19 protein-coding genes and 1 pseudogene are annotated in these 12,716 nt (G+C 34.6%); all 20 read right to left on the reverse strand.

Annotation, left to right across the window (positions count from 1 at the left end):
- Positions 1 to 89 precede the first annotated feature (89 nt).
- Positions 90 to 905 carry a hypothetical protein gene (locus tag C6368_RS06045; protein WP_107038299.1) on the reverse strand — a complete coding sequence of 272 codons (816 nt, stop codon included), beginning with the start codon at positions 903 to 905 and terminating at the stop codon, positions 90 to 92.
- Positions 902 to 2,437, reverse strand: coding sequence for a GH3 auxin-responsive promoter family protein (locus tag C6368_RS06050; protein ID WP_107038300.1), 1,536 nt, complete (start codon positions 2,435 to 2,437; stop codon positions 902 to 904). The genes C6368_RS06045 and C6368_RS06050 overlap by 4 nt, the downstream gene beginning before the upstream one ends.
- A gap of 166 nt (positions 2,438 to 2,603) precedes the next feature.
- Positions 2,604 to 3,911 (reverse strand): ribosome biogenesis GTPase Der, encoded by a 1,308-nt coding sequence (gene der / locus C6368_RS06055; protein ID WP_107038301.1) that lies wholly within the window; start codon positions 3,909 to 3,911, stop codon positions 2,604 to 2,606.
- 2 nt (positions 3,912 to 3,913) lie between these two features.
- A complete protein-coding gene (gene era, locus C6368_RS06060) occupies positions 3,914 to 4,789 on the reverse strand; it encodes a GTPase Era (protein ID WP_199851598.1) in 876 nt (291 codons plus the stop codon).
- 226 nt (positions 4,790 to 5,015) lie between these two features.
- Positions 5,016 to 5,204: a helix-hairpin-helix domain-containing protein gene (locus tag C6368_RS17440; protein ID WP_234369098.1), complete on the reverse strand. Its 189-nt coding sequence runs from the start codon at positions 5,202 to 5,204 to the stop codon at positions 5,016 to 5,018.
- A pseudogene (rplQ, locus tag C6368_RS17445) lies at positions 5,205 to 5,684 on the reverse strand (50S ribosomal protein L17); the annotation flags it as partial.
- 21 nt (positions 5,685 to 5,705) lie between these two features.
- Positions 5,706 to 6,698 (reverse strand): DNA-directed RNA polymerase subunit alpha, encoded by a 993-nt coding sequence (locus tag C6368_RS06070; protein WP_107038303.1) that lies wholly within the window; start codon positions 6,696 to 6,698, stop codon positions 5,706 to 5,708.
- Between the two features lie 16 nt (positions 6,699 to 6,714).
- Complete coding sequence (gene rpsD, locus C6368_RS06075) at positions 6,715 to 7,320, reverse strand: 30S ribosomal protein S4 (protein WP_107038304.1); 606 nt, start codon at positions 7,318 to 7,320, stop codon at positions 6,715 to 6,717.
- 78 nt (positions 7,321 to 7,398) lie between these two features.
- Positions 7,399 to 7,785 carry a 30S ribosomal protein S11 gene (gene rpsK / locus C6368_RS06080; RefSeq protein WP_107038305.1) on the reverse strand — a complete coding sequence of 129 codons (387 nt, stop codon included), beginning with the start codon at positions 7,783 to 7,785 and terminating at the stop codon, positions 7,399 to 7,401.
- 12 nt (positions 7,786 to 7,797) lie between these two features.
- The gene (rpsM, locus tag C6368_RS06085) at positions 7,798 to 8,172 is read right to left on the reverse strand and encodes a 30S ribosomal protein S13 (RefSeq protein ID WP_107038306.1); all 375 of its coding nucleotides are present in this window, start codon (positions 8,170 to 8,172) and stop codon (positions 7,798 to 7,800) included.
- 16 nt (positions 8,173 to 8,188) lie between these two features.
- Positions 8,189 to 8,305 carry a type B 50S ribosomal protein L36 gene (gene ykgO, locus C6368_RS06090; RefSeq protein ID WP_101334172.1) on the reverse strand — a complete coding sequence of 39 codons (117 nt, stop codon included), beginning with the start codon at positions 8,303 to 8,305 and terminating at the stop codon, positions 8,189 to 8,191.
- Between the two features lie 31 nt (positions 8,306 to 8,336).
- Positions 8,337 to 8,555 (reverse strand): translation initiation factor IF-1, encoded by a 219-nt coding sequence (gene infA / locus C6368_RS06095; RefSeq protein WP_101334173.1) that lies wholly within the window; start codon positions 8,553 to 8,555, stop codon positions 8,337 to 8,339.
- A gap of 14 nt (positions 8,556 to 8,569) precedes the next feature.
- Positions 8,570 to 9,874: a preprotein translocase subunit SecY gene (gene secY, locus C6368_RS06100; RefSeq protein ID WP_107038307.1), complete on the reverse strand. Its 1,305-nt coding sequence runs from the start codon at positions 9,872 to 9,874 to the stop codon at positions 8,570 to 8,572.
- A gap of 26 nt (positions 9,875 to 9,900) precedes the next feature.
- On the reverse strand, positions 9,901 to 10,347 hold the full coding sequence (gene rplO, locus C6368_RS06105) for a 50S ribosomal protein L15 (RefSeq protein WP_107038308.1): 447 nt from the start codon (positions 10,345 to 10,347) through the stop codon (positions 9,901 to 9,903).
- 20 nt (positions 10,348 to 10,367) lie between these two features.
- Complete coding sequence (rpmD, locus tag C6368_RS06110; protein ID WP_107038309.1) at positions 10,368 to 10,547, reverse strand: 50S ribosomal protein L30; 180 nt, start codon at positions 10,545 to 10,547, stop codon at positions 10,368 to 10,370.
- Between the two features lie 11 nt (positions 10,548 to 10,558).
- Positions 10,559 to 11,077 (reverse strand): 30S ribosomal protein S5, encoded by a 519-nt coding sequence (gene rpsE, locus C6368_RS06115; RefSeq protein ID WP_107038310.1) that lies wholly within the window; start codon positions 11,075 to 11,077, stop codon positions 10,559 to 10,561.
- A 4-nt stretch (positions 11,078 to 11,081) separates the two neighbouring features.
- On the reverse strand, positions 11,082 to 11,435 hold the full coding sequence (gene rplR, locus C6368_RS06120; RefSeq protein WP_107038311.1) for a 50S ribosomal protein L18: 354 nt from the start codon (positions 11,433 to 11,435) through the stop codon (positions 11,082 to 11,084).
- 18 nt (positions 11,436 to 11,453) lie between these two features.
- Positions 11,454 to 12,005, reverse strand: a complete 552-nt coding sequence (gene rplF, locus C6368_RS06125; RefSeq protein WP_107038312.1) for a 50S ribosomal protein L6 — start codon at positions 12,003 to 12,005, stop codon at positions 11,454 to 11,456.
- A gap of 22 nt (positions 12,006 to 12,027) precedes the next feature.
- Positions 12,028 to 12,426: a 30S ribosomal protein S8 gene (gene rpsH / locus C6368_RS06130; RefSeq protein ID WP_107038313.1), complete on the reverse strand. Its 399-nt coding sequence runs from the start codon at positions 12,424 to 12,426 to the stop codon at positions 12,028 to 12,030.
- Positions 12,427 to 12,445: 19 nt separating this feature from the next.
- Positions 12,446 to 12,715 (reverse strand): 30S ribosomal protein S14, encoded by a 270-nt coding sequence (gene rpsN, locus C6368_RS06135; protein WP_107038513.1) that lies wholly within the window; start codon positions 12,713 to 12,715, stop codon positions 12,446 to 12,448.
- Between the last annotated feature and the right edge of the window lies 1 nt (position 12,716).

Genomic DNA, 12,716 nt, shown 5'->3' on the forward strand with positions numbered 1-12,716 from the left:
TTAATTGGCGTGATTTATCCCGTTTTTAGTTTAAATTAAGAAGTTAAAGATTGATTAAACTATGGAAATTTAATTCCAGAATGAGGTAGCTAATTCTCAATTAAAGAATATTTATGCACACCATTTTTATCTTTAAAATAAACTGCATTTCCAAATACCCGGAAATCTTCAACACTAGTGATGGGTAAAGAAATAGTCTCCTCCATATCATTCTTCCTGTCCAATCTCATTATTGAATCTTTTTTCAATAAATATATGAATCTCTCGGTGGGATAGATTTTTAAAGCTCCTTTTATGGAATATTTACGCAATAGACTTCCATAATAATCAAAAACAAAAATATCACTCCCTTCATAAAACAAAAAAAGTTGATTCTGACTTTCAATCAATGCACTAGGCATATCATTATTAGTTATTGTCATTAAATTGGAAATTTCTGATTGAGCAACACTAGACTTCAACCCTTCGAAACGAATTAAACGCGCATTTTGTTCATCAAACACCCAAAAGCGACTCGATTGATCGGAATAGCAGACATGTGTTCCATAGCCAATATTTAAGGCTGACAAATCGATTTTTCCATCCTGAAAAGAAAGTGTGTTGTCTAAAAAACCAATCATTTGTTGATTTTCAGAAAAAAGCATAGTTTTCATTGAATGTCTAGCATCTATTTTTGAAATAGCGCCAAAGCCTTTTCTACTCTGTGTAAAAGCAACTTGAAAATTTGTATCCAATTTTTGAAGGGTACCTTGATCTGAAATGATTAGCTCCTCCAATGGAGTAATGTCCCAAGCCTCAATATTATTATTCAGATGAGAATTTACTAATCTCCAACTATAAGTTTGACCAAAAGTCAGAAAAGAGAATGAACAAATAAAAAATATGACTAAACGAGTTTTCTTCATACTTTATTCGCTTCAAAAACAATGCTAGGATTCAAACTTAGTATATCTTCTAGGATAATTCTATCATTTGATAATCGCGGAACCTTATGTTGACCACCTAGCTTGCCCTTTTTTTTCAACCATTCATCAAAAAGTCCATTTCTAGCTTGATGCACCAATGGAAAGTCAAGCGTAAGATTCATCGTTCTTTTGGCATCATAATCTGAATTTAGTTCCCTCAAAGTATTATCTAAAATTTGAGAAAATACAAACATATCTTCAGGTTCCTTACTAAATTCAATAAGCCATTCATGACCACCTTTTTTATCTTTTTCCATATAAATAGGACAAGCAGTATAATCTTTCAAAAGCGAATTTGTTCTTTCACAAGCCACTTTTATAGCTTTGTCAGCATTATCAACTATTACTTCTTCCCCAAAAACATTGATAAAATGCTTTGTCCGCCCAGTTACTTTCACTCGATAGGGTTTTAAGCTAGAGAACTGAACTGTATCTCCTAAAATATACCTCCACAACCCCCCATTCGTTGATATTACCATCGCATAATTTGTATCCAACTCAACTTCAGACAAACTGATCACCTTTTCAGATTGAGTTCCTTTGTATTCAGACATTGGAATAAATTCAAAGAAAATTCCATAATCTAACATCAATAACAAATCGCCATTAAGTTCGTCTTGAATTCCAAAAAATCCTTCTGAAGCGTTATAGGACTCTATATAATGCATATCCTCATGCGGAATAATTCTTTTGAATTCTTTCTCATACGGTGAAAAACTCACACCGCCATGCATAAAAAGTTCAAGATTAGGCCACACTTCTCTAATGTCACTTTTACCAGTCTTTTCTAAAATACGATTCAACAAAACTAAAGTCCAACTTGGCACACCAGAGATACTTGAAACATCTTCGTACATCGTTTCTTCAGCAAGTTTCTCTATTTTCTCTTCCCATTCACTCATTAATGCTGTTTCTCGAGAAGGAATTCTTTTGATTTCAACCCACCAAGGTAAGTTTTTTAAAATAATTGAAGATAAATCCCCAGTGTAACGATCGGGCCTGAGTTTATTTTGTTCAGCCGTCCCACCCACTACTAGGTGCTTCCCTTTGTATAATTTAGTATATGGAAAATGAGAATAATAAATAGCCAGTAGGTCCTTTCCTCCTTTATAATGGCATTCTTCAAGTGAATCTTTCGTTACAGGAATAAACTTACTTCGATCAGAGGTTGTTCCAGAAGATTTAGCGAACCATTGTGTTTCTCCAGGCCATAAAACATCTTCTTCGCCAGAAACTTCTCTTTCAACCCATTCTTTCACATTTTCATAATCCTGTAATGGAATGTTACTTCTAAAATCATCATAGTGATTAATGTCATCAAAATTATATCTTTTACCAAAAACAGTTTTACGTCCAGTTAGGATTAACCGTTCAAACCATTCCTTTTGAACCTCTACAGGATGCATTCGAAACAAATCAATTTGATGAATTCGTTTTTTTATTAACCACCCGAAAATTGCATTAAAAGGCATAATAGTATTTTTTCTTGGATGAATATACGAAGAACGACCAACAGTTTTAAAAAATAATTGTTTTTTTTCAAACCTAAATTAAAAAACTGCTCTATAGAGGTAGTTTAAATAAAAAAAGGTCAAGTAATTTCTTACTTAACCTTATCAAATTTGAATTTATTTTTTTTTATTTCTTTCTCATGAAAATTCGAACAGGAACTCCTTCGAAATCGAAATGATCTCTAATTTTATTTTCTAAGAAACGCTTATAACTATCTGGAATATATTGAGGCAAATTGCTGTAAAATGCAAAAGCCGGAGCATGAGTGGGTAACTGCGTAATATACTTGATATTGATATACTTTCCTTTCAAAGATGGTGGTGGGAAGTAAGTAATTTCTCTTTGTAAAACCTCGTTTAATACAGAAGTTTGAATCTTCTTAACCCTGTTATTATAAACCTTCATTGCAGCCTCAAGCGCTTTATGAATACGTTGTTTCGTTACAGCCGAAGTGAATACAATTGGAACATCATTAAAAGGAGCCAACTGTTCACGAATTGCATCTTCAGCTTCTTTTGTTGATTGTGTTCCCTTATTTTCAACTAAATCCCATTTATTCACAAGTACAACAATTCCTTTATGATTTTTTTCACACATATAGAAAATATTCAAATCTTGTTTTTGAATTCCTTCAGTTGCATCAATCATAAAAATACAAACATCTGCACTTTCAATTGTTCTTACAGAACGCAAAACAGAATAGTACTCGATATCCTCGTGAACTTTTGCGCGTTTTCTAATTCCGGCTGTATCGATAAGAATAAAATCAAAACCAAATGAAGAATAACGTGTGTTTACAGAATCACGGGTTGTTCCTGAAATATCTGTTACAATATTACGCTCTTCACCAATTAATGCATTAGCTAAAGAAGATTTTCCAACATTAGGTTTACCAACAATAGCAAAACGAGGTAAATCACTATCTGATTCAATAGTTTTAGATTTAAATTCTTTCACTAAATCATCCAACAATTCTCCTGTTCCTGCACCACTAGCAGCTGCAATATCATAAACCTCTCCAGCGCCTAAAGACCAAAAATCAGCTGACATTCCCACTCTTCCAGTGTTATCCACCTTATTAGCAGCTAAGAATACTTTCTTTTTTGAAGAACGCAATAATTTAGCGACTTTATCATCTAAATCAGTTACCCCTGTTGTAACATCAACAACAAAAATAATTACGTTAGCCTCTTCTATTGCTAATTCTACTTGTTTTCTAATTTCAGTTTCAAAAACATCATCAGATCCTCTAACATACCCTCCTGTATCTATAACAGAATATTCATAACCAATCCATTCACCTTTACCGTAAATACGATCACGAGTAACCCCACTCATCTCTTCGGTGATGGCATTCTGTGATTCTGTTAACCGATTAAAAAGCGTTGATTTACCAACATTTGGTCTACCAACAATTGCTACTATATTACTCATAATTAGTATCCATATTTTTTAAGTTTACCTTCATTACTTCGCCAATCTTTATCGACTTTCACAAAAGTTTCAAGGAAGACATGTTTATCGACAAATTTTTCAATATCTTTTCGGCTATCAATACCGATATATTTCAATTGCCTTCCTTTAGCACCAATTAAAATCCCTTTTTGAGAATCACGTTCAACGATAATGTTGGCACGAATTCTAATTATATCTTCTTCTTCGATATATTCCGTTACTTCAACTTCACACGCATAAGGAACTTCCTTTTTGATATTCAAAAATATCTTCTCTCTAATAATCTCTGAAATAAAGAAACGCATTGGGCGATCCGAAATTTCATCTTTATCAAAGAATGCAGGTGATTCTGGCAACTTATCTAAAATTACACTCAAGATAGGCTCTACATTGAAATTATGTAAGGCTGAAGTTGGAATTATTGTTGCATTAGGCAATTGTTTAGCCCAATGTGCCAAACGATCTGCAACCACTTTTTGATCTCTTAGATCCATTTTATTTACCAGACAGATTACCGGAACTTTTAGTTCTTTTATCTTTTCCAATGTATCAGCATGATTCATTGTGTCTTCAAAAACATCAGTAATAAAAAGTAAAACGTCAGCATCACTTAGTGATGTACTTACGTACTTCATCATTGTATCATGTAATTGATATGCTGAATTAACTACCCCAGGTGTGTCAGAGAATACAATTTGATAATTCTCGTGATTTAAAATACCACGAATACGGTGACGCGTAGTTTGGGCTTTTGATGTTACAATTGAAAGCTTTTCACCTAGTAGGCGATTCATCAATGTAGACTTACCTACATTTGGGCTTCCAACTATATTAACAAAACCAGATTTGTGACTCATATATATAATTTTATATCTGCAAAATTGCGAAATATTACCAAGTAATTTATCAAAAGAACTAATAATATTTAAGATCATCAATCTAAAATTCCTAGTATTAAAATTAACATGGGAACAGTAGACAAAAAATCCAATTTGAAATTGGATTAAAATAAAAAGAGGCTGTCTAAAAGTTTAGACAGCCTCTAATTTTAATATTAAATAGGAACAAAGCCTATTTAGAATTTTATTTAGCTAAATCTTTAGCCTGTGAAATCCATTCTTCTGAAGCGATTCTATCACCGTTAATTCCTTCGATTGCAGAAATTTTAGCGATATCCTCATCTGTTAAAGCAGCAATATCCGCGATTGTAGTATATCCCGCTTCCTCTAATTGCTTAGCATATACTGGACCAATACCTTTAATCTTAGTCAATTCACTTTTTGCTTCCGATTTCTTCTCAGTAGCACCACCTTCAGTTGAAGTACCAGCAGATGAACCTCCACCTCTTCTAGAACGACGAGTTTTCTTTTCAGCTGGCTCTTTAGTCATCAATTCATTGAAGTCAACGATTTCAACCATACACATTTCAGCGTTATCACCCAAACGGTTACCAATACGAATGATACGTAAATATCCTCCTGGTCTATCAGCAATCTTTGGTGCAACCTCTCTAAACAATTCTGCCGTAGCATCTTTACTTTGTAAGTATTTAAATACTATACGACGTGAATGTGTAGAATCTGTTTTTGATTTCGTTAGCAAAGGTTCAATATACACACGAAGTGCTTTTGCTTTTGCTACGGTTGTATTGATTCTTTTGTGTTCAATAAGTGAACACGCCATGTTAGAAAGCATCGCTTTTCTATGTGCAGATGTTCTACCTAAACTATTATTTTTCTTACCGTGTCTCATTTTAAAGTCTTATATCAGTTTTTACTCTTTGTCTAATTTGTATTTAGACGTATTCATTCCGAACGACAATCCTTTAGCATCAACAAGATCCTCAAGTTCTGTAAGGGATTTCTTACCAAAGTTTCTGAACTTCAATAAGTCGTTTTTATTATAGACTACCAAATCTCCTAAGGTATCTACATCAGCAGCTTTCAAACAATTTAATGCACGAACTGATAAGTCCAAGTCCACTAATTTCGATTTCAACAATTGACGCATGTGTAATGAAGTCTCATCAAACTCTTCAGTTTCTGATTTGATTTCACTATCCAAAGTTATGCGCTCATCAGAGAACAACATAAAGTGATGGATAAGGATTTTTGCAGCTTCTTGTAAAGCATCTTTCGGATGAATAGAACCATCTGTTAAGATGTCAAAGATTAATTTTTCATAATCTGTTTTTTGTTCTACACGGAAATTATCAACTGTGAATTTTACATTCTTAATAGGTGTAAAAATTGAGTCAATAAAAATAGTTCCAAATGGTGCATTAGCCGTTTTATTCTCTTCAGCAGGAACATATCCTCTTCCCTTAATAATTTTTAGCTCAATATCCAATTTTACAGATGCATCCATGTTACAAAGAACCAAATCTGGGTTCAACACTTGGAATGCAGTTGTAAATTTCCCGATATCACCAGCTGTGAAAGTATCTTGCCCTCCAACAGAAATGATAACAGTTTCTTCGTCCTGGTCTTCTATTTGTTGTTTAAAACGAACTTGTTTTAAATTCAAAACAATCTCAGTAACGTCTTCTACTACACCTTTGATTGTTGAAAACTCATGATCAACTCCTTCAATTCTAATTGAAGATACTGCAAAGCCTTCTAATGAGGAAAGTAATATACGTCTTAAAGCGTTTCCAACAGTGATACCATAACCTGGCTCTAACGGACGAAACTCGAATTGACCTTCGTGTTCGTTAGATTCAATCATGATCACCTTGTCCGGCTTTTGAAAATCTAAAATAGCCATAATAATAAATTAATTTTTATTTAGAATATAATTCTACAATCAGTTGTTCCTTAATGTTTTCAGGAATCATTTCTCTCGAAGGAGTACTCATAACTGTTCCAGACATACTACCTGAATCCCAGTTCAACCAATCATAATTAGTAGTCTTAGATGCGATAGAATTAGTAATCGCCTCTAAAGATTTAGATTTCTCACGTACACCTACTACATCCCCATCACGAAGTGTATAAGATGGGATATTTACTAAATTACCATTAACGGTAATGTGTCTATGAGAAACAAATTGACGAGCAGCGCTACGTGTCGGAGCAATTCCTAAACGATAAACTGTATTGTCTAAACGAGACTCACAAAGAATTAACAAGTTTTCACCAGTAATTCCTTTCATTGCAGAGGCTTTTTTAAATAAATTTAAAAACTGACGCTCTAAAATACCGTAAGTGTATTTTGCTTTTTGTTTTTCAGTCAATTGAATAGAGTACTCAGATTGTTTTCCTCTTCTCTTGTTTGGTCCGTGTTGTCCCGGTCCATAACTTCTTTTTTCCAGTGCTTTATCTGGGCCAAAAATTGGTTCTCTAAATCTACGAGCAATTTTCGACTTTGGTCCTGTATATCTTGCCATTACAAATTATTATTTTGAGGTACTGGGAATTAAGGCATCTTCCTTCGCCAGTATGACTCCTCTTGTTGTTAATTAAAATTAAACTCTTCTACGTTTCGGTGGGCGACAACCATTGTGTGGTAATGGAGTAACATCGTTAATCTCTGTTACCTCAATTCCTGAGTTGTGAATTGCACGGATAGCTGATTCTCTTCCTGAACCAGGTCCTTTTACAAATACTTTTACTTTACGTAATCCGAAGTCATGCGCTTCTCTAGCACACTCTTCTGCAGCAACTTGTGCAGCATAAGGAGTGTTCTTTTTAGAACCTTTGAAGCCCATTTTACCTGCAGATGACCAAGAAATTACTTGACCTTGTGCATTGGTTAAAGAAATAATGACATTGTTGAAGGTAGCTTGGATATGCGCTTCACCAATAGCATCTACTTTAACATTTTTCTTCTTCTTTTGATTAGACTTTGCCATATTAAATACTAATTATTTAGTTGCTTTTTTCTTGTTTGCAACAGTTTTTCTTCTACCTTTTCTTGTTCTAGAGTTGTTCTTAGTACGTTGTCCTCTTAAAGGAAGTCCAGATCTATGTCTAACCCCTCTATAACAACCAATATCCATTAAACGTTTGATGTTTAATTGAACCTCTGAACGCAAAGCACCTTCAACTTTTACTTCACTAATAGTTGTACGAATAAGACCTATTTGGTCATCATTCCAGTCTTGAACTTTAATGTTCTCGTCAATATTATTAGCCTTTAAAATTTCTTTTGCTCTACTACGTCCAATACCAAAAATATATGTTAATCCAATAACACCTCTTTTGTTTTTCGGTAAATCTATTCCTGCAATTCTCGCCATAACTTTTACAATTATCTTATCCTTGTCTTTGTTTAAACTTAGGATTTTTTTTGTTTATAACGTAAACTCTTCCTTTTCGTTTTACGATTTTACAATCTTCCGATCGCTTTTTTACTGAAGCTCTTACTTTCATTTTACTTTCTATTTAAGCGTTTAACGCCCTTTTATTTATATCTAAATGTGATTCTCCCCTTTGTGAGATCATAAGGAGACATTTCTACTTTGACACGGTCTCCAGGTAGAATTTTGATGTAATACATCCTCATCTTTCCAGATATGTGCGCGGTGATTATATGTCCATTTTCCAACTCAACTCTAAACATTGCGTTTGATAATGATTCTATAATCGTACCGTCTTGTTCTATTGATTGCTGCTTAGCCATTTATATTGTATATTTTACATTCCAGACATTTCGCCTTGCGTACGACGTCCTCTAATCTTAGTTCCTTCCATTAACCCATCATAATGACGGTTCAATAAGTAAGACTCTATTTGCTGTAACGTATCCAAAACAACACCTACCATAATCAATAGAGAAGTTCCACCAAAGAATAGTGCAAATCCATCACCTACTCCGAATAAAACTGCAATAGCAGGTATTATAGCAATCATTGCTAAAAATACAGATCCAGGTAAAGTAATTTTAGACACTAAATTATCGATGTAACTAGCAGTTTCATCTCCAGGTCTAACCCCAGGTATAAACCCACCATTTCGTTTCATATCGTCAGCCATCTTCTTTGGATTGATCATTATCGCTGTATAGAAATACGTAAATACGATAATTAATACAAACAAGACAAGATTGTACCAGAATCCAAAGATTCCGAATTGACTTTCAATAAACATTACAGGAACCGTCATAATTGCTTGTGCAAAGATGATTGGCATTACACCAGAAGCATTTACTTTTATCGGTAAATAAGAGCGTGCTCCCTGTGCATCAACTGCACCTCCTCTTGCACCAGCAACTCGCTTTGCATAATTCATAGGGATTTTTCGAACACCTTGAACAATTAAAACTGTAGCCATTACAATTAGCATGAAAACGATTACTTCTATAATAACTATAAGGAAAGAATGTTGTGCTGTTTCCGCAACAAAAGATTGTGGCAGACGAGCAATAATCCCTACAGTAATTAATAATGAAATACCATTTCCAACACCTTTATCAGTTATTCTTTCACCTAACCAAACAGCGAACATTGCTCCAGCAACTAATACCAAAACTGATTGTGTCCACCAAAGAGGTGAATTAATAAATGCTTCAGGGATTGCGTTTTTACCTGCAACATAAAGAGAAAGATAACCTGGAGCTTGAACAGCACAAATAATGATTGTGAGAATACGCGTATAATTATTTATACGTTTTCTTCCACTTTCACCTTCTTGCTGCATCTTTTGAACCGCAGGCACAGCCATTCCCATCAACTGCATGATAATCGAAGCAGAAATGTAAGGCATAATACCTAACGCTAAAAAAGAAGCATTAGTAAATCCACCACCTGAAAGAAGACCTAACAGGCCTTCAATAGTACCCGCATCAGCTCCATCAGCTGCTAGTTTAGAACTATCAACTCCTGGTAATACAATAAACGATCCGATTCGGAAAACAAGAATTAAAGAAAAGGTTACTAATAACCTTTTCCTTAGTTCTTCAACTTTCCAAATATTACTTATATTCTCTATTAGTTTCTTCATTTGGGTAAAATAGTTTGCAAAGTTAATTAGATTTCTGAACAATCACCACCTTTCGACTCAATTTCTGCTTTTGCAGTTGCCGAAAACTTGTGAGCAGAAACGCTAATTTTTGCTTTTAGTTCACCTCTTCCAAGGATTTTAACTAATTCTCTATTTCCTAAAAGTCCATTTTGACGTAAAACTTCAGGGTTAATTTCTGTAAGATTTTTACGATCTACTAGAGTTTGAATAGCATCCAGATTAACTGCTTTATATTCTACTCTATTAATATTCGTAAAACCAAATTTTGGTGCACGTCTTTGGATTGGCATTTGCCCCCCTTCAAAACCTACTTTTTTACTGTAACCAGATCTTGATTTAGCACCTTTATGACCACGCGTTGCTGTTCCACCGTATCCAGAACCTTGTCCTCTACCGATTCGGCGCTGGTGATGTGTAGAACCCTTAGCTGGTTTTAAATTATTTAAACTCATTGCTTTTCAGTTTTTATGTTTTACTCAACTACTTCAACTAAGTGTTGAACTTTAGCGATCATACCCATAACTTGAGGAGTTGCTTCCTTTTCGATAGTATGATTCATTCTTCTTAATCCTAATGCTTGAACCGTGTCCTTTTGACGTTGTGTTCGGTTAATAGCACTTCTTACAAGTTTAATTTTTACTGTCTTTGCCATTATAAATTATATTAACCGTTAAACACTTGCTCCATCGTAATTCCACGTTGTTTAGCAACAGAAAATGCATCTCTCATTTGAGATAAAGCATCGATTGTAGCCTTAACAACATTAGCTGGATTAGATGAACCTTGAGATTTTGCCAAAACATTATGGATTCCTGCACTCTCCAATACAGCACGCATTGCACCTCCTGCAATTACACCTGTACCTTCTGATGCCGGCTTGAGTAAAACTCTTGCTCCACTATATTTACCTTTCTGTGTATGAGGCACAGTATTGTTTATGATTGGAACACGAATTAAGTTCTTTTTCGCATCATCAATTCCTTTAGAAATTGCTTCAGTTACTTCATTTGCTTTACCTAATCCTTGACCTACAATTCCATTTTCGTTACCAACCACTACGATTGCAGAGAAACTGAATGTACGTCCACCTTTTGTTACCTTTGTAACTCTGTTAATACCTACTAACTTGTCTACAAGTTCTAAGTCAGCTGGTTTAACGTGATTATTAATTTTTGCTGCCATTTTCTTAAAGTTTTAGTCCACCTTCTCTTGCACCTTCAGCAAGTGATTTTACTCTACCATGATATAAATAACCATTACGGTCAAATTTCACTGCTTCAATGTTTGCTTTGATTGCTTTTTCAGCGATCAATTTACCAACAAATTTAGCTTGCTCAATTTTCGGAAGGTTTTCACATTCTTTTACTCCTTGCGACGAAGCAGAAACCAATGTTTCTCCTTTCAAGTCATTAACTACTTGTGCATAGATTTGTTTATTACTTCTAAACACAGTTAATCTTGGAAGCGTCGCTGTACCCGTGATATTCTTACGGATACGCTTTTTAATTTTAGCTCTTCTAGCTACTTTACTAAATGCCATTTTTTTCTTAAATTAAGGTTATTTACCTGCGGCTTTACCTGCTTTTCTTCTCACATACTCCCCTTGGAAGCGGATACCTTTTCCTTTGTATGGTTCAGGTTTACGGAAGGAACGAATCTTGGCAGCTACGTGTCCTAACAGTTGTTTATCAAATGACTCTAAAGTCACAACTGGTGGTTTACCTTTAGCGGTTTCTGCAGATACCTTAATTTCTTGCGGAATTTCGATAACAATAGGGTGTGAATGTCCTACAGACATTGTTAATACGTTTCCTTGAACTTCTGCTCTGAAACCTACTCCTATTACTTCTAATACCTTTTTAAACCCTTCTGAAACACCTTCAATCATATTGCTAACTAATGCTCTTGAAAGACCATGTTTTGCTCTTGTTGCTGGGGCGTCCGACGCGCGGTTAAATGTGATTGAACCATCCTCGATTTGAGCAGTGATTTCTGGATCTAATTCTTGAGATATTTCTCCTTTAGGTCCTTTCACTGTCACAAGTTGTCCATCCATTTTTACTTCTACTCCACTCGGGATACTTACTGGGGATTTACCTATCCTTGACATTGCTTATTACTACTTTTATAAATTAATAAACGTAACAAAGAACTTCACCACCAACTTTTTGTACTCTCGCTTCTTTATCTGTCATCAAACCCTTTGATGTAGATATAATTGCGATTCCCAAACCGTTTAATACACGTGGCAATTCTTTTGAATTACTATACTTTCTTAATCCTGGAGATGATACACGTTGCAATTTTGTTATTGCCGGTACTCTCGTTGATGGATTATATTTAAGTGCAATCTTAATTACTCCTTGCTTATCATCCTCTTCAACCTTATAGTTTGCTATATAACCTTTTTCGAAAAGGATTTTAGCGATTGCTACTTTAGTATTTGAAGAAGGGATTTCCACAACTTTCTTAGTCACACTGCTCGCATTTCTAATGCGAGTCAAAAAATCTGCTATTGGATCTGTATTCATAACTTTTTTAACTATTAGATTACCAACTTGCCTTTTTAATTCCTGGTATTTTACCAGAAAGTGCCATTTCTCTGAATGTCACCCTTGAAAGTCCAAATTGTCTCATGTAACCTCTTGGACGACCAGTTAAATTACAACGATTGTGCAATCTAACTTTTGATGAATTAGCAGGCAATTTTTGAAGACCTTCCCAATCACCAGCTTCTTTAAGCTCTTTACGCTTTGCAGCATATTTTAAAACTAGGGCTTCTCTTTTACGCTCACGCGCTTTCATTGATTCTTTTGCCATA

Source organism: Brumimicrobium mesophilum (assembly GCF_003025005.1).
GTDB lineage: Bacteria > Bacteroidota > Bacteroidia > Flavobacteriales_D > Crocinitomicaceae > Brumimicrobium > Brumimicrobium mesophilum.